This is a genomic window from Natrialba chahannaoensis JCM 10990 (assembly GCF_000337135.1).
Lineage (GTDB): Archaea > Halobacteriota > Halobacteria > Halobacteriales > Natrialbaceae > Natrialba > Natrialba chahannaoensis.
The window spans coordinates 83,515-100,101 of sequence record NZ_AOIN01000021.1 but is presented as its reverse complement, the minus strand read 5'-3'; the positions used below and the strand labels follow the sequence as shown (position 1 = coordinate 100,101).

14 protein-coding genes are annotated in these 16,587 nt (G+C 56.3%); 6 read left to right on the top strand and 8 right to left on the bottom strand.

Annotated elements, in window-relative coordinates:
* Positions 1-616 precede the first annotated feature (616 nt).
* Positions 617-1,426, top strand: coding sequence for an IclR family transcriptional regulator (locus C482_RS02810; RefSeq protein ID WP_049896419.1), 810 nt, complete (start codon positions 617-619; stop codon positions 1,424-1,426).
* Between the two features lie 319 nt (positions 1,427-1,745).
* Here the strand turns inward: C482_RS02810 and C482_RS02805 are convergent, their stop codons facing one another.
* The gene (locus C482_RS02805) at positions 1,746-3,191 is read right to left on the bottom strand and encodes a uracil-xanthine permease family protein (RefSeq protein WP_083858572.1); all 1,446 of its coding nucleotides are present in this window, start codon (positions 3,189-3,191) and stop codon (positions 1,746-1,748) included.
* 233 nt (positions 3,192-3,424) lie between these two features.
* Positions 3,425-3,853, bottom strand: coding sequence for a DUF3830 family protein (locus tag C482_RS02800; protein WP_006165904.1), 429 nt, complete (start codon positions 3,851-3,853; stop codon positions 3,425-3,427).
* Positions 3,854-5,243: 1,390 nt separating this feature from the next.
* On the opposite strand from C482_RS02800, the gene C482_RS02795 reads away from it, so the two are divergent.
* On the top strand, positions 5,244-6,041 hold the full coding sequence (locus C482_RS02795) for an IclR family transcriptional regulator (RefSeq protein WP_161605588.1): 798 nt from the start codon (positions 5,244-5,246) through the stop codon (positions 6,039-6,041).
* A gap of 104 nt (positions 6,042-6,145) precedes the next feature.
* On the opposite strand, the gene C482_RS02790 is transcribed toward C482_RS02795, so the two are convergent.
* The 3 genes from C482_RS02790 to C482_RS02780 all read right to left on the bottom strand — a co-directional run bounded on the left by C482_RS02790 (position 6,146) and on the right by C482_RS02780 (position 8,639).
* The gene (locus C482_RS02790) at positions 6,146-6,721 is read right to left on the bottom strand and encodes a VOC family protein (protein WP_006165902.1); all 576 of its coding nucleotides are present in this window, start codon (positions 6,719-6,721) and stop codon (positions 6,146-6,148) included.
* Between the two features lie 81 nt (positions 6,722-6,802).
* Positions 6,803-7,687, bottom strand: a complete 885-nt coding sequence (locus C482_RS02785; RefSeq protein ID WP_006165901.1) for a DMT family transporter — start codon at positions 7,685-7,687, stop codon at positions 6,803-6,805.
* 127 nt (positions 7,688-7,814) lie between these two features.
* Complete coding sequence (locus C482_RS02780) at positions 7,815-8,639, bottom strand: aspartate dehydrogenase (RefSeq protein WP_006165900.1); 825 nt, start codon at positions 8,637-8,639, stop codon at positions 7,815-7,817.
* Positions 8,640-8,845: 206 nt separating this feature from the next.
* Here C482_RS02780 and C482_RS02775 point away from each other — a divergent pair, with 206 nt between their 5' ends.
* The 3 genes from C482_RS02775 to C482_RS02765 all read left to right on the top strand — a co-directional run bounded on the left by C482_RS02775 (position 8,846) and on the right by C482_RS02765 (position 12,658).
* The gene (locus C482_RS02775; protein ID WP_006165899.1) at positions 8,846-9,859 is read left to right on the top strand and encodes a M29 family metallopeptidase; all 1,014 of its coding nucleotides are present in this window, start codon (positions 8,846-8,848) and stop codon (positions 9,857-9,859) included.
* 180 nt (positions 9,860-10,039) lie between these two features.
* Positions 10,040-11,704: a thiamine pyrophosphate-binding protein gene (locus C482_RS02770; RefSeq protein WP_006165898.1), complete on the top strand. Its 1,665-nt coding sequence runs from the start codon at positions 10,040-10,042 to the stop codon at positions 11,702-11,704.
* Between the two features lie 72 nt (positions 11,705-11,776).
* Positions 11,777-12,658, top strand: a complete 882-nt coding sequence (locus C482_RS02765; protein ID WP_206537126.1) for an alpha/beta hydrolase family protein — start codon at positions 11,777-11,779, stop codon at positions 12,656-12,658.
* Positions 12,659-12,851: 193 nt separating this feature from the next.
* Here the strand turns inward: C482_RS02765 and C482_RS02760 are convergent, their stop codons facing one another.
* The 3 genes from C482_RS02760 to C482_RS02750 are packed head-to-tail and all read right to left on the bottom strand — an operon-like array spanning position 12,852 to position 15,227.
* Positions 12,852-13,307 carry a hypothetical protein gene (locus tag C482_RS02760; RefSeq protein ID WP_006165893.1) on the bottom strand — a complete coding sequence of 152 codons (456 nt, stop codon included), beginning with the start codon at positions 13,305-13,307 and terminating at the stop codon, positions 12,852-12,854.
* Positions 13,304-13,852: an aromatic-ring-hydroxylating dioxygenase subunit beta gene (locus C482_RS02755; RefSeq protein WP_006165891.1), complete on the bottom strand. Its 549-nt coding sequence runs from the start codon at positions 13,850-13,852 to the stop codon at positions 13,304-13,306. The genes C482_RS02760 and C482_RS02755 overlap by 4 nt, the downstream gene beginning before the upstream one ends.
* 1 nt (position 13,853) lies before the next feature.
* Positions 13,854-15,227, bottom strand: coding sequence for an aromatic ring-hydroxylating oxygenase subunit alpha (locus C482_RS02750; RefSeq protein WP_152421954.1), 1,374 nt, complete (start codon positions 15,225-15,227; stop codon positions 13,854-13,856).
* Positions 15,228-15,399: 172 nt separating this feature from the next.
* Here C482_RS02750 and C482_RS02745 point away from each other — a divergent pair, with 172 nt between their 5' ends.
* Positions 15,400-16,227, top strand: a complete 828-nt coding sequence (locus C482_RS02745; protein WP_006165887.1) for an SDR family NAD(P)-dependent oxidoreductase — start codon at positions 15,400-15,402, stop codon at positions 16,225-16,227.
* Positions 16,228-16,587 lie beyond the last annotated feature (360 nt).

Sequence of the window (16,587 nt, the reverse complement as noted above, 5' to 3'; positions counted from 1 at the left end):
TCTCCGACTCGTTGTTGCAATCACCAACTACGAGCGAGGAAACGAACCGGGCTGTGAGAAGCTATGAGATGGATTCTATGACACGCTCTAACTGGTTGCCCTTTTCACGGAGAACAGTTCCGATTCAGCGGGGTAACAATTGTGCCCTATTGCGATCGTCCCCAGCCCAGTTATACTGGGTCCGGGGACGAGACGAGGCACATGCGTCCAGGTGCAAGTAGTGTTGCAATGGAGCAGGTTCTGGCTCTGTTATCCTGACGAGTACCGGCTACTCACGGCTGTACCGCCAAGTTGCTGGGACAGTTTGTCGCCGATAGTGTCACATTCGAGATGTGGTAGATGCGTCCGCTCGCTGTTCGTCCGGACGAATCATCCGGCCCCTTCCGGATATGTTCACAAGTGTCCGTCTCAACCTGATCCCGGTCGTTCTCGTATTACAAACGCATGACTCACGTCAGAGTACCAGAAATTGATTCCCCTCGCTAGGGCCGCTTTTCGTGCCACCACCATCAGTTTCACTCGAAGGCTCACCTGTGATCGTCGCTTACTTCTGCTGTATTGGGTTTTATTTGTCATATGCAAACTTTCATTAGGGACTGGTATGACAATTATTGGTATGGCAAAGAGCGACAATACGGCTGCTCCACGGACATTGAAAACAGTGACGAGATCCGTAGATATCATCAATCTATTAATGGAACTTGACAGGGCGAGGTTGACTGAAATAGCGGACCACGTCAATATGTCTAAAAGCACAACCTATACCTATCTCAAAAGCCTTGAAAAATCAGGCCTCATCTCCCGTACACAGAATCAGTATCGACTCTCTGCGAATATGCTCGTTTACGGCGGATATGTGCGGAACAACAATATCTTATACGAGATTGGTAAACCGGAGATCGACGCCTTGGCGACTGAAACAGGACAATACTCACACCTCGTTATCGAAGAACACGGACGAGGAATCAACCTGTATAAGGCAAAGGGGGAGGAAGCAGTTGGTGATGATTATCAAATCGCCAAGTTCCAACAACGTGATTATCTCCATATCACAGCCTCTGGTAAAGCAATTCTCGCATATTTACCTGAGGAACGTGTTCGAGAGATACTCAATACACACGGTCTTCCGAGTCGGACAGAAGAAACAATAACCGATCGTGATGAACTTTTCAACGAGTTAGACGACATTCGTGAACGTGGCTTCGCTTACAACGATGAAGAGGAGATAGAAGGGTTCCGTGCAGTCGGTGCGCCGATCCGTGACCGTAACGGGACAATCCTTGGATCGCTGAGCGTGTCTGCCCCAATAAGCATCTTCAAAGATGAACGGTTTTACGACGAGATTCCAGAGTTAGTCGTCAATGTCGCAAACATAATCGAAGTCAACATAAACATGTCTCACAGAAGTTCTGAGATAACTGAGTAACCACACGTCATCTTGACGCATGCTTGCCTCGGATTTACTCTTGGATCTGTTTGGTGAGACGAATTGCTGTCCCGATTGACCGGTGCAACCGCGACTGCCACCGTCGGCTCTGTCAATGGCGATCTACAGGCGGAACAGGCCGAGTTCCTCGGGGTCGTACGGGAATCAAAAATTTCCGTGATGATGAGACGCTTTCGGCGTCTCGAACCACTTGACCCCGAGGTGGTTCACGATCAACGTTGGCCCTGCGAGGCCCCTGTAGTGTTGTCTCGTCCTCAGACTATGCTTTTTCGAGTACACCACCCACGCCTTGCTGTGTTCAATCTTCGGCCACCGATTCGCTGGGCTTGCCAGTACTTCCGACGGCTGGCTTATCATCACCTTGCTTTTTGTCCTGATCGCGATCACCAGGAGTTGGTATTCGTCCAGCAGTCTCGTCGGTCGGACCGATCCCAACGCCCCCACCCGGTAAGACGACGTTCAGTACGAGCGCAGAGACTCCGCCGACAAGGATTCCCTCCTCAAGGAGCAGCTCGAGTTGAGAAGGTAATTGGGCGAGCGCTTCAGGGCGTGTTGAGACGGCAACACCGAGTCCTATGGAGACGGCCAGAATCGTCATATTCCGGTGAGTCAACTCGACGTTGTTGTGAACAATCGAGAATCCTGATGCGAGAACCATCGCGAACATGATGAGTGCTCCGCCGCCTAACACTGCATCTGGCATGGCAGCAATGACCGCGCCGATCTTCGGAACGAACCCAAAGAGGACGAGGATTATGCCGCCAATACCGGCAACGTAGCGGCTTGCGACCCCGGTCAGATTAATGAGGCCAACGTTCTGTGCGAAGGCAGTATTCGGGAGCGCGTTGAAAATCGCTGCGAACGCACTGGCGAATCCATCGGCCATAATCCCGCCGCTTAGTTCTCGTTCTTTCGGACTACGTCCTTCAACTTCGACAATTGCGCCGATATTCCCGAGCGTTTCAACCCCAACAACCACATAAATGAACGCAATGAGGATGATTGCACTCGGCTCAAATGAGATCCCATACTTGAGTGGGACCGGCACCGTAACCCATCCAGCGTTTGCGACAGGCGAGAAATCAACGAGTCCCAGCGGAATTGCAACGACGTATCCAACAACAATGCCAACAAACACTGCAGCAAGCTTCAAAATCCCCTCCAGGAATTGATTACAGTAAATCGTCACAACGAGGACCAGAAACGCCAGGCCCAAGTTAATCATTGCGCCATAATTTTCGGACTCGGCACCTCCCGCAGCGTAATCCATCCCGGTTGGAATAAGCGTGATTCCGATTAGTATGATCACGATGCCAGTGACTAACGGCGGGAAGTACGGGCGGAGTGGTCGAATCGAGAAACCGAACACGACCTCGATAACTGCTCCGACGAGTGCCGCCCCGAAGACAGCAGCAATACCGAACTCGGTCCCGATATTGAGGACCGGACCCAGGAACGCGAAACTTGTGCCCATTACAATTGGAAGTCGAGCACCGACCGGTCCGATAGTAAATACCTGGACCAAGGTGGCGACGCCTGCAACGATAAGCGCCATCTGCACAAGGAACGTTGTCTCGCCGTCTGGCAATCCAAGTGTTGTTGCCAAGATCAACGGTGGCGCGACGTTCCCAAGGAACATCGCGAACACGTGTTGGAACCCTAGTGGTATCGCCTCCTGTAGTGGTGGTTTATCCTCTACACGATACTCTGCAAACCCCTCTTCTGATGACGATGGGGAACTCACGTGTAAGTATAACACGGAACACACTATATAAAACTAGCTCTAATATCTGTAGTGAATATTAATGTTATTGGGTTGCAGGTATTGCGCTCACGCTTACTTCTCGACTCCTGTGGGACCCCACCCTATCAAAACGAGCCTGGGTTCAGCCGTGGAACCAAAAGAATGTGAGCGGACCGATCTTGGATCTTCTCTGCGTTGATTTTTCAGTTCAGCTGCTTTGAGAGTGAGCCACGTTAGTCAACAATTCGGACAGTCACCTCCTTCAGTCCGTTCCTCAGGGTCTCTTGTTCGAGTTCGACGAGAGTTTCGTCCGCAACATCAAGAGTCGTGACGTGATTACCGGCGAGCTCTCCGGCAGGGCTCTTGAAGCACGTCGATCCACACGGGATCAGAATTTCCTGTTCGTTCCGATAGCCCGGATAGAACAGGATATCGCCGCGTGATGGATAGACTGTATGATTCTCACGGGGCACGTCAGGAAGATCAATCTCATCAATGTTGATCCAGGTGGCGTGCCCGCTCCAACGCACGTGCATCACTTCCGTTTCTAACGGCAGGAACTCTCGCATCGTCTCAATCGACTTCGGTGCCTCATCTTCGAGTAGTTCGCCACTGAAGGTGTCGAACGACCCATCTTCGAATTCAATTTCAAGCGTACTCATAGTCGTTCCTCGGAATATCCATCAGCAGCTATGGGTTATACATAAATATTGTTTTTGGTATTGAGTAGCTTGACTACAAAATAGAGCCACACTGTCGAGTGGGAATCAAATCGTGTCCGAGCGATCCAGCGACGTTCTACCAGCAGCTGCTGGTTCTTGCGTCTGTCATTCCATGTTGCCGTACCGAACGTCAGTGAGATAAAGCGGCTAATCACAGTGCATTGCTTTGGTGATGGTTGAATTAGTTCCACTTTTGGTCTTCACTGACTGTGACACAACTCACCCTACTCTCTCAAAGGGGAGGATCCAACCCTGGTTCAATATATACGAACATCTGTACTTGTGTCTTGTCAGTTTTGCCTGTTATTGGAAGTAATTTCCATACCACACTCCTGCAACAATCTATTTTACACTAGTACGTTAGTAAACGAACTGCTGTCATTCGATCCTTCGAATTACAGTTGTACCACTGTAACGAACATTTGATTACCCGGCTTTTGACGGAGTGACATTTGTATATCGTGAATAGACACCTCGATTCACGACGAGCGTATCGCCTCCATCAGGAAACCACTGGACCAAATCAGTTGCTCTACTACCCGAATTGGAAGAGTATTGGGCCTTCAACCAGATGGTATCAACGCTTTGGTCGACTGGATTGATCGATGCGACGGTAGATACTTCCACACTGTTGTGACACTTGGTTGCTACGAGGTATCGGCGGTCAGCATGGCGTGGGAACCCAATTTGTCACTTTCACACTAGATTTACAGAGGTACTTCTGTAATGGACCCGGAGTGGATTCTGAGGGAACTTCTCTTCACCATCCGTGACAGTATCGAGCGCTATTACCTCTCACGTCGTCGTTTGTGGTCGACAAACACCTCCTACATGTATAATTCCAGTCAAAGAGAGTGTTTTTTCAGAGAAATTTCCTTTGGATATATGTGTTATTCGGGAAAACTACCCCCAGCATCCGTAGACTCGTGACAACGCCATTGATTGACTACGTTTCAATTGTTGCTCTAGAGGAAATCAACCTGTGGGGTCCAATATGTGTTTGCTACTAGCAAACACAGCTCGGTCCGATGCTAGTTCGTCCTTGACTGGCCCGTTCGTCACACACAACCGTTCACCATGGCCAAGCATACCACGGACCACTAGTTTTGTCACAGTCTGGCAGGGCTAGTCTCCTCATTCCTTTGATTGGTACCACGCAGTCACCTTCCGTACTCGAGTACCCGGCTCGTTGATCATCTGCCATATCAACGGAATAGGGCACTGTCTGAAGCCGTGTTTCCAGATGGTTGGCTCATTCTTGCTGAGTCGCCCATACCGTGGCGTTTGTTCATCCCGAACGTATATGTGTGGTGGAGACGCAGCTATCGTCATGACCGAGAACTCGGACGACGGGCCTCGAACCATTCAGTCGGTCGAAAAAGCGTGTGCGATTATCAGAGCATTGCGAGAGCTTGATGGAGCGGGAATCACCGAACTGGCGACCCACCTCGACATGTCGAAAGGGTCTGTTCACACTTATCTGACGACGTTGAAGCGCAACGATCTGGTCACGGAATCCGGCGGTCGCTACCAGCTCGGTCTTTCCTTTCTCGATTTTGGTGAGTACGTCAAACGGCAAAATCTGGTCTACCAGTCAGCACAGGACTCACTCGATGAAATGGCGACGGAAACGGGCGAACTCGCTCGGCTGGTTATGCGAGAAGGAGCCCACGGGATCTATCTGGCCAAAGCTGAAGGCGAGAACGCAATCGAAACAACGGTTCGACCCGGGCAACGGGAGTATCTTCACTGTACGTCACAGGGCAAGGCAATCCTCGCTCACCTACCTACGTCCGAAGTGCGTCGGCTCATCGCTGAACACGGTCTGCCGGAGCGGACAGCGAACACGATTACGGAGGCAGATGAACTCTTTGACGAACTTGAGGAGATACGGTCGCACGGAATCGCGTTCAGTCGGAGCGAACTCACGCGCGGGCTGCGGTGTGTTGCCGCCCCAATTTACGGGACAGACGGAACCCCCATCGCTGCGATCGGGATTTGCGGCCCAACGAGTCGAATGCAAGGTGATCGATTCCGTGAGGAGTATCCGAAAATCGTCCGTGACAAGGCGAACGTCATCGAGATCAACATGCAAATGGCCACGAAGCGTCACGCTGAGACATCGTAACTGCTCTCTGCTGGAAAATTAGTTCTCGATTTTCTGCCAACGATCTCGGCGTGGACCGGCTCTACTGCTGTTCGGTACTCAAGCGGAGTGCCGATCAGCGACAGTTACTCGAGATCGTCGGTTTTTCGCCAGACGTTCCAGGTCTCTGATGACTCTGGCCACTGTTTTGGCGGTCGCCCACCGACCTCGATGGGTTCTTCCATCTTCGCGGTGAGCTCGATCGGATAGCCATCAGGGTCTGGGAAGTAGAGAAAGATGTTATTCCCGGGGCCGTGGCGGCCTGGACCTCGATAGATGGGGTGGTTTCGTTCTTCGAGCCCTTCGACTGTGTCTGTGATGGCGTTGTAGTCGGGAACTTCAAACGCGATGTGGTAAATCGGGCCGGTCGTGGGGAGCATCGGTGGTCCGTCTTCCGGGAGTTCCTCTTCAAAGTCGTGGAGGTCGAGCTCGAGTTCGCCGCGTTCTTCTAGGATTTCGAGTTCTTCGTCGGAGTACTGTGTGACGTTCATCTCGTGGTGTTCAGCCTGGTCAGCGACGGCAGGCGTTCGCAAGAACGCAACCGAGTCACCGATCCGGTCCGAGACGGCCATGTTCATCACGTCCGTATAGAACTCGATGGTCTGTTCAATATCGCGCACTTTGATCGCAACGTGGTCTAAACCCATGTTATCTACGACCATGCCCTACAGAGTAGGCTGGACTGTATTGAGCTTTCTGGTTGTGAGTGTGCTCACTGCAGCGAACACAATCGCGGGCCGTGGTCAGGCCGTCAGAGCAAGCAATACAACGCCGATAACAATAGATACCGTACCTGTGAGTACCTGTACCGAGAACGGTTCGTGCTCTCGCAGGAACGCATACGTGAGGCCGAGTGCGAACAGTGGTGTCGCATTGAGAATCGGTGTGACCATCACGACGTTTCCCGAGTGAAGCGCGGCGTACAGACTCACGAGACCGAGGCTCGAAGCGATTCCGGACAGGCTGAAGTATAGGAGATCGTTCCGCGGGATCGCCAACTGTGCTCGCTGGCTCGGGACGGCCGCCAGAATCAGCATGACGACGATCAATGATGTCGTCAGGTTCACTGCGGCACCGACCGCGGGTGCCGGGACGAGATCTGTGCCTGCCTTCCTGAACAACTGGACGGTGCCGTAGATGACTGCGCCCGCGACCGGAAACAGGAGGTCTCGGTACCGGATGGCCATCTCACGATCCTCGCCGCGTGTTGCGGATGCGAGCAGAATACCGCCGACGATCGTTGCAACTGCGCCGAACTGGCCCCGTACTGAGAGACTCTCCCCGAGAAACACTATCGCGAGTATCACCACCACGAGCGGGTTCGAGTTGCTGATAGGGAGTGTCAGATTCACGCCAACGCGCTCGAGACCGACATAGTTACAGAGTCGACCAAGTACCGGTGCGAATATCCCGGCGAGGATGAAGTAGCGCCACGCCCAGAGGTCAACCGTCACGTCATAGCGTGCGAGGCTGATCGTCCACAAGACGACGACATTAACGGTCACCGTCACCGCGAGGGCCGCCATCGGCGTCGAACGCTCGACGCCGAACCGGACAAGCACCGATGAGGTGGCGAACGCAAACGCCGTTCCAAGTGCGAACAGTATCGGGAGTGGAAGGTCAATCACGTAGTGTCCTCGGTATCATCGATGTCCTTTCGCAGACGGTAGGTGGGTGCGTTCTTCTCGTCTCTTTCGTGACGTGAGGGTGTACTCGAGTGGCGGTTACTCACAGACTGCGTGGTTGTCGCATCAGTCACGTGCCGACGGTCACTGTTGCACTGAGGCTGCGGAGTTTCTCGATGGCCGAAATCGCTGCGAGATAGCTCGTTTTTGGGTTCGTGGGAGAAGGGACGTTTTCGACCGTCGTTTCGATCCGTCCCATGCCACCCGTTGCGCTGATCGTGTGGGTGTTGGTCTCCGCGTCTGGGTGGGCCACGATTTCGACCGCGGTTTCGGATGGGCCAATCCCGGCGAGACTGAGCGCCATCGCGACGTTGATGTTCGACGGGAACGCCGAGGCGGCCTCGTTCGCCGGTCCCTCAAAGACGACTGTCGGTTCGGTAATCGCGTCGAGGTCGATGTCGTTGGCGTCGATATACGGTGCACCCTCAAGTCCCGAAGGTGGTTTCGTGGTCTGAAGCGTTGCGGTTTCTAGCTCGCCGGTGAGTGCTGCAGCCTTGATCGCGTCGAGACCAGCGATTGCGCCGGAGGGCAGATGGAGTCGTCCCGAGCCGGCATCCGCCGCTTCGAGAACGTCCGATCGCAACTCTGCATCAGCGAGGGCACCGACGCTCATGAGGAGACACTCACAGCCGTGCTCAAGCGCATCAATGGCCACATCGTCAACGGCATCTTGTCCTGCTGCCTCGATGACGATGTCTGCCTCGAAGAGATCTGAAATTGACTCTGCTGCTCGAGGCTGGGAGTCGGTGTCGAACTGGTCTTGCACGGCAGCGACCCGGTCCGGGTGTTGTCCGTGGACTACGGAGAGGGTGGCTGGAACCGTTTCAGTTGCAATCGCGCGTGCAATTTCGGTACCGATCGTTCCACAGCCGAGAATGCCGACTGAACGAACCATAGCACCAGTGGGATTGGTGGGATTAAAATAGTGACGCAACCGACCGGTGGTGATCGGTCCGCATTGGTAGTGATGGATCGGTCGGTGTCGAACTCTCTTCCACGAAGTGATAGTCGTTCACACACAAATTATATATAGGCACAAGGAAACAGTCGAGTGTACCCATGGAAGAAGCAGGTTTGCTAGTGCCATTGTTCCGTCGGCAGATGGAACACTGTCAGGTAACGCCCGACGAAACCGTCGCACTGGTGACTGACGCGAAGAGTCCGCGTGAGTTCATCGGTGCCTGTTTCGCTGCCGTCTCGGATCTCGACGCAGATGTCTTCGAGGTCCAGGTGCCAGAGTACGGCCGCAACTCCGTCGGCCCCGAAATTTCCGAGGGCCAAGGTGGAACGCTCCGTCTCCCCGACGGGCCGGTCGAAGCGTGTAAACACGCCGACATGGTCTTTGACTTCACACTCGAGGGCTTCATTCACGTCCCGGAACGCGGTGAAATTCGAGACGCTGGTACACGTATTCTACGTGTGGGCGCGCGTGAGCCGCATTACCTCCGACGGCTGATGCCGTGGGAGCCGGAAGAGGCCGCACGCGTCAAAGAGCGCGTACAACACCACCGCGACCTCCTTGCGGCGGCCGATGAAATGCGGATCACCTCTGAGTACGGGACCGACATCACCATGGAGGTCGAACCAGACACAGCCTTTGACTCCTATGGCTTTGTCGACGAACCCGGCAAGTGGGACGTTTGGGGACAGAATATGGTCTCGAACTACCCATCTAACGTCAACGGGACGATCGTCATCGGGCCGAGCGATTACAACGTCGTTCCCTTCGCTGATTACGTTGACTCCGCCATCGAGTGTGTCGTTGAGGACAACTACATCGTCGATATCAATGGCGAGGGCGGCGACGCTGAACTAATGCGTGGCCACCTCGAGAGCTACGATGATCCGGACGTCTGGGCAACGAGCCACTTCGGCTGGGGTCTCAACCCGAACGGCACGTTCTACAACATGGCGCTGCACGACCGCAAGCCCGATGAAACGGGTGTCAGTGCCAGCGAAGGCCGCGTCTGGGAGGGCAACATGCTCTGGAGCACCGGCCCGAACGTCCACGAAGACCGGTACGCACCGTGTCACTACGACATCGCACAGAAGAACTGCACCGTCTCCCTCGATGGCCGAACGATTGTCGAGGAAGGCGAGATCGTCGTCGACTAACATTACTCTGTCACAGTCCTCATACTGGTACCGCACCGACACCACACCCACCACCTCACCTCGGAAGCGCGGGCGTGCCATAACGCTCCACGCGAGCGTTCTTCGTCCACCGCACGGTGTCGGCACCGACCGTTTCTTGGCGACAGGTAATTTTAATTTGGTCCAGTTCGAGGGTGCTGTATGGACAATTCAGGAGGTGATGCTGTAGCCCGTGTTCTGGTCGAGAACGGGGTTACCGAAGCGTACGTACTACTTGGCAACCAGACCGTTGATGTCGCGGACGGCCTCGATAGTCGCGGTCGCGACGTGATCACGGCCCGTCATGAGTACAATGCCGCCGTGATGGCGGACACTTACGGCCGTCTCACCGGCGATCCTGGCATCGCACTCACCGTTGCTGGCCCCGGTGCGACGAACGCATTAACCGGCGTTGCACAGGCCTACACCGCTGCCTCGCCGATGATCCTCGTGAGCGCTGTGCTTCCGAAAGACGCCCCAACCGAATCACTCCACGGCGTCGACGATCCGTTCTTCCTCGAGAAGGCCTTCGAACCCGCAACCAAGTGGAGCACACAGGTCCACGACGCCGAACGCGTTCCCGACGCACTCAACCGCGCCTTCGACGTAGCGACACGCGGCCGTCCCGGTCCGGTATTCGTCGGTATCGACGAGGAAATCCTCATGGAATCGGTCGATATTCCGGAATCTGCCTTCGAGTGGACACCTGTCTCTGATACCCCTCCATCACCGTCCGCAGCGACGGACGCGCTCGAGACCGTTACGAACGCCGAAAAACGGATGCTCTACGTCGGCAAGGGCGTCCTCAGATCGTTCTCGAGTGACCAGGCGGTCGCGATCGCAGAAGCACTCGAGTGCCCCGTGGTCTGTCCGCGTCATTATCCGGATTCGTTTCCGAACGACCACGAACTGTTCGCGGGGACTGTCGGGATGTCGGATCATCCGGCGGCCGTTGGGGCGCTTGCGGAGGCGGAGGCCGTGTTGTCGATCGGCGTTCGGCCGAGTTCTCACGAGGCGGCCGTTCTCGACGACCGAACGAGCGACGAGGTCGAGATCGCCTATCTCCACTCGGGTCAGTCGGAGTTCCCACAGAGCAGTGCGGCTGCTGTCGTCGGGGGCGATCTGGCGACGACGCTGCCTGCCATCGCAGACACGCTCGCGGACGAGGTGAGCAAGACCGATGGCGACTACCGCGACACCGTGCAGGCGGAGCGACGGCGGGTTGAAGACGAGATCAAGTCGTACCTGGATTCGGTGGCCGAGCAGACGCCGATTCACCCGCTCGTCATCATGGATGCGCTGCGCGACGTGACCGACGATGATGTGATCCTCACGGGTGACGCTGGTGCGGCCGGCGGAGCGTGGCCGAACGACGCTTTCGAGTACCGCACGACAAACACCTTCCAGCACTCACGCCTGTACGACTCGATGGGCTTTCCGGTGCCAGCTGGCAACGTCGCAAAACTGGTCGAGCCGGAGCGCCAGGTCGTCAACCTGATCGGTGACGGTGGGATGCTCATGTGCAATATGGAGCTTGTTACGGCGGCCGCAACTGAGACGGATGCCGTGACGATCGTCATGAACGACGCCAAGTACGGGATGATCTGGAACTACCAGCAACGTGACGGCCACGCGGAGGTTGCTACGGACATTCCGCAGGTTGACTTTGCGACGATGGCGGAGACGATGGGTGTCCAGGGTGTCCGAATCGAAGACCCGGCTGCAGTCCGACATGCACTCGAGGAGGCTCTCGATGCGGACGAGCACGTAGTTCTCGATATCGTCACGGATCCGGCAGCGGACTACGTCTCTCGGACGGTCTGGTAGCGACTGTTCGTCTCGGGGTAACCGGTCGGCGAGAGGAAAACTATCTTATAGCTCGTCCGAGTGTGTCTATCTATGCCAGTGATGGAGCCAACACCAGCAGACATCACGCTTCGTGCAATTAACTACGAGAGCAGTGATGGACGCCAGATGGATGGGTTCGAACTGACCGGCGAGTCGACGACGTTCGAGGGTGAGGAGACGTGCGTGATCTTCCTGCACGGACTGCGTGGGTTCGCGCTCGGGGCGGGCATTTCCCCGGTTGCCTACCCGCTCGCCAGACGGGGTATTCGCTGTGTTTCGATCAACAAGCGAAACAGTGGAAAGGGATACGAGAAGTCCGATTTCGCTGAGGTCGATCGCGACATCGCCGGGGCGGTCGAGTGGGTAGCGGAGACCGGGGCGGATCGGATTATCCTCTGGGGTCGGAGCCTGGGTGCGACTGAGGCGGCCTACTACCAGGGGAAGCACAACGATGCGGCCGTCGATGCGGTCGTTCTGGCCGCGCCGTTCGCAGACATTCGCGAGCGGTCGACACGAAGCTACTTCGAGGCAATCGCCGACGATCCTGACGCCGCCTACGAGGAGTTCGTCGCCGAAGCCCGTGACCTCGTTGAGTCGGGTCGCGAGAACGAACTGGTCGGCCTGCCACGACCCGTTGACGGTGACATTGAGTACATCCCAATGACTGCCGAGTCCTTCCTCTCGTATCGCTCACCGGAAAGCAAGTGTGCAACGATCGACTGGACGCCGTCGATCGAAGTGCCGATACTTTTGCTCCCGCACGCGAGCGACCGAAACGTCACGCCCGACGAGGCACAGGAAATCGCGGATACTGCGGAGCGAAGTTCACTTGTCGACGTGAAACCAATCGAAGCCGATCACTTCTTTACCGGCGCGGAGGACGATGTTGCGGCGGCCACGGTCGATTTCGTTCGGCGTGCAACTGACCGGTAGCTCGCGACTCGGTTCGCGGGTGACACCCTGTTTTCGCGTGCTCGAACACACAAATAGCGGTCGTGCTAGCAATCACGTGACTGGAAGGATAAGCGAACGACGAGAACCGGATCAGACGGACTGTTGGAAGTTCGTTCCGGCGCACCCACGGACTGTCTGTGAGGTCACCAGGCACCCGTTCCAGCAGCCACTATCAGTGGACGCCGTGGTGATGGTCGTCTTCGGGACCCAGTGGCGTCTCGAGGAGATCGGAAAAGAAACCAGTCTCCTGCTGGGCGATTGTGTCCAGTTCGATCGGACTGAGACGGCACGCGTAGCCCAGTTTTGGCGACGCGAGCGCGATCCGCGGTCCGGCATCCGCCTCGAGCAGGCGGATCGTGACGACGGTGTACTCGTTGCTGAGTCGGAGTTCGCCGGACTCGTCGATCACACGCTGGTCTTCCTCGTGTGGCACCCCTGTGAGCGCCTCGAAGAACGACGGCTCCTGCCACGTAAGACTCTCGAGGGCGAGCGCATCGACACGGATCTCCGCCGACGAACCACGGATGATCACCCGCTCTCCACTCGGCGTCTGTAGCTTCTCGAGTTCGACCGTCTGCTCGTCAGCCACCAACTCGATCGATTCGGGTGATGTCGACTCAGGAGTCATAGGATGATCGAGAGCGAACTCGTCGGAATAACCGTGTGGTCGAGCAGGACCTCACGTTCTGCGAGCTTGAGACCAGGACCGTTGATCCACTCGGGGGCGTACCCGTCCTCGTCTCGACGGAGCGTCTCGTGTCGTTTCATCGAGAGGAGGTCCGGTTCTGTTTCGCTCTTTCGCGATTGGACGATGACGAGATTGTTCGTAAGTTCGATTTCGTCGTCGCTGCTGTCGGTAATGCGCACGTTCGATACCTGCCGACGGGTCCGTGATGGTGGATCTTCGGACCAGGCGAAATCACTCGCCATTCGTTCGGTTCGAACCTTGAGCGTGTCCCAGTCCTCTTTCATGTGGTAAGACGTGTCGCTGAATTCGGTGTCGCTCGCCCGCTCGCGCGTGGTTCGGATCGGGACCCGATAGCTGATGTCATCAGTCACCAGTTCGTGCCACTCGTTCAGTCGGCGATCATCGAGGAGTGCTGCTGCGTGGTACAGGAATTGCTCGCACTCGTGTTGGAGCGTCACTCGGTTGGGGATCTGATCTTCCTGCATACTACTCGGCCCCCTCGTTCACCATTGTCTCGTGCCACGTACGGTAGAAATCAAGCTGGTTTTCGTCGGTGAGGCCACCGTTCGCGTACGCAGTTCCCGGCCCAGCCCAGTCGTCGTCGACGGTCGCTGCGGCCTCCTCGCCCGTGCCCATGGTGAACTGCGTCGTCGCCTCGACTCGCTCTGCGAAGACGCTGCCTGCTGCCTCGTCGATCCCGTCCCAGATACCGATGTCGTCAGCCTCGAAGTTGCCGGAGACGCTGAACGTCGACATACCGACCTCATAGACGCGCTCTTTGTACTCCGTTGACGCATCGGCTGGAGCCAGTATCCAGTTCCAGACCTCCATCTCTCCGGGTCCGCGGGGTTGCCATTGGCGGAGACAGAACGTTCCGACGGGGTCTTTGTTCGGGTCATCCCGTCCGCCGAGGAAGATAAACGAGAGGTTCGGGAAGATCGAGCCGAGTGTGACGCCCGACTTGCGAGCAACCTCGTACTGCTCCGGAGACAGAACGTCGTGGTTGAACGTCTCGACGACCTCCTCGGGGTGGCCCCAGAACATCGGCTCTTCGGACTCGATCTGGTAGACGCTGAACGCGTGTCCGTCACAGTCCGCGATGCCGTACAGTTCACTCTCCTGCTCGCCGGTCGCCGTCTCGCTTCCGATCCCGACATCGATTGCTGACTTGTGCCCCATCGGCACGTGGTAGTTGTCGCCGTAGAAGTTCTCTGTCGGCGTCTTCCAATCGGCGTCGACGACCCACCGGTGTGGATCACCGATGACTTCCATGTCGATCAGGTCGAAGTACATGTCCAGATACCACGTCGCTCCACCGAGGTACTCCTCGAGCGGCTGTGCATCCGGCGCGATACAGGCAAACACCAGACCGTTGTACTCGTCGACGTGTGGCGCTTCGTGAAGGCTGTGGTCATCGGCATCGAGATGGTCGAAGCCGTCACCCTTCTGTGGGACACCGACGAGATCACCGGTGTTCTGGTACGTCCAGCCGTGATACGGACATCGAAAGTGGGTCGTGTTCCCTTTCTCCGCCCGACAGACGTTCGCCCCCCGGTGACGACAACTGTTGAACAGGACGCGGATCTCCCCGTTCTCGTCTCGAGTGAAGATGAACGGATCTTCCCCGATCGTTCGCTGCCGGTAATCGCCAGGTTCTGGAATTTCCGATACATGACCGATGTACGTCCAGGTCTGTCCGAAGATCTGGGACAGTTCGCGCTGATAGATCGCTTCGTTGTTGAGTATCTCAAGCGGGACCTCATTTTGCTCAAGCGCCTCCGCCATGTGATCCAGTAGTCGTCGGATTTGCTGTGGATCGGATTCGTCCGAAGATATGGACCGTTCGCTGTCGTGAGACATGTACACATGCCGATTGAGTGGGTTACAAGTACTTAATTATTGTTCCACACTGCTGCGGCGGTGAACACGACGGACGGACGACTGTCAAGTGAACCGGAGGAACAGACCGATTTGGGTGCCAGAATCGACCCCATCAACAAGTATTAGTAGTGACCGGGTGACGACTGGACCGATGGGATGGCTCGATAATCAGGTCGTTCTCGTCACTGGTGGTGGCTCAGGGCTTGGCCGCGCCGTGACGGAACGCTTCGTTGCGGAAGGCGCATCGGTTGGCATCATGGATCTCGACGAAGATCGTCTCGAGACGGTCCAGTCGGAGCTAGGCGAGAGCGTCGTGACGACCGCTGGCGACGTAACCGACATCGACGACAACAAACGCGCCGTCGCCGAAACGGTCGACGCCTTCGGCAAGCTAGACACCTTCGTTGGTAATGCGGGTGTCTTTGATCAGAACGCGGCGCTTCCGGAGCTCGCTCCTGATAACCTCGCGGAGAGTTTCACTGAACTGTTCAGCGTAAACGTCCTCGGATACATGCTCGGTGCGAAAGCCGCACTTCCCGAGTTAGTCGAGACCGGCGGTCAAATGGTCTTCACCGCCTCACAGGCGAGTTTTGGATCTGATGGAGGCGGAGTGCTTTATGTCCCCTCGAAACATGCGGTGGCTGGCCTCGTCAGACAGCTCGCGTTCGAACTCGCGCCGACGGTCCGCGTCAACGGCGTCGCACCGGGATACGTTCCAACCGATCTCTCAGACACCGACGCGCTTGGCGGTGACCGTGGTGTTGTCTCTCCTGATACCTTCGATCCTGAGAACCACCCACTCGAGATGACGCCGACGGCGGCCGACTACACTGGCCCCTACGTGTTACTCGCGTCGCCGGAGAACTCGAGTCCGATGACGGGTTCGATCGTTCGTGCCGATCTTGGCAGATCTGTTCGCGGTATTAGCGAGGTGAATCGGTCGGCAGTCGAGTATATCACGGACGACACCGACACGTGACCGCCAGCGGAGGCCTTGCCATGGAAGCGTTATACGGACTGCTGTAAGTCATTGCCAATGCAATCGTAAGTGCAATCGTGTCCTGTATACGGTTACACCGGTATACAGTGACAGCAGTCTGTCTCAGTCGGTGCGTTCGAGGCGTCCACTGCGAACAGCGTCCTCTCTGTGCTGTTACTGTTGTTGTCCGCTCATTTTGTCGCCTCACAACCGGTTGCTCAGCTCTTAGAATACCCCCGGGCTCTGTGTCTCGGCGCAGCGATGCCACTGTTGCTCGCTTTCAGCCAAATCACCACTATCTATGGCGTACGGTGTGTCACACTCTGTCGCAATGTTTATATGGGGTTACTGTGTTGTGTT

Coding starts and splice junctions, on each gene's coding strand:
- C482_RS02755 (WP_006165891.1), bottom strand. CDS start 13,852: ATGCAGGAAGATCAGATCCCCAACCGAGTGACGCTCCAACACGAGTGC.
- C482_RS02795 (WP_161605588.1), top strand. CDS start 5,244: ATGACCGAGAACTCGGACGACGGGCCTCGAACCATTCAGTCGGTCGAA.
- C482_RS02765 (WP_206537126.1), top strand. CDS start 11,777: ATGCCAGTGATGGAGCCAACACCAGCAGACATCACGCTTCGTGCAATT.
- C482_RS02810 (WP_049896419.1), top strand. CDS start 617: ATGGCAAAGAGCGACAATACGGCTGCTCCACGGACATTGAAAACAGTG.
- C482_RS02745 (WP_006165887.1), top strand. CDS start 15,400: ATGGGATGGCTCGATAATCAGGTCGTTCTCGTCACTGGTGGTGGCTCA.
- C482_RS02770 (WP_006165898.1), top strand. CDS start 10,040: ATGGACAATTCAGGAGGTGATGCTGTAGCCCGTGTTCTGGTCGAGAAC.
- C482_RS02790 (WP_006165902.1), bottom strand. CDS start 6,721: ATGGTCGTAGATAACATGGGTTTAGACCACGTTGCGATCAAAGTGCGC.
- C482_RS02750 (WP_152421954.1), bottom strand. CDS start 15,227: ATGTCTCACGACAGCGAACGGTCCATATCTTCGGACGAATCCGATCCA.
- C482_RS02800 (WP_006165904.1), bottom strand. CDS start 3,853: ATGAGTACGCTTGAAATTGAATTCGAAGATGGGTCGTTCGACACCTTC.
- C482_RS02760 (WP_006165893.1), bottom strand. CDS start 13,307: ATGACTCCTGAGTCGACATCACCCGAATCGATCGAGTTGGTGGCTGAC.
- C482_RS02780 (WP_006165900.1), bottom strand. CDS start 8,639: ATGGTTCGTTCAGTCGGCATTCTCGGCTGTGGAACGATCGGTACCGAA.
- C482_RS02775 (WP_006165899.1), top strand. CDS start 8,846: ATGGAACACTGTCAGGTAACGCCCGACGAAACCGTCGCACTGGTGACT.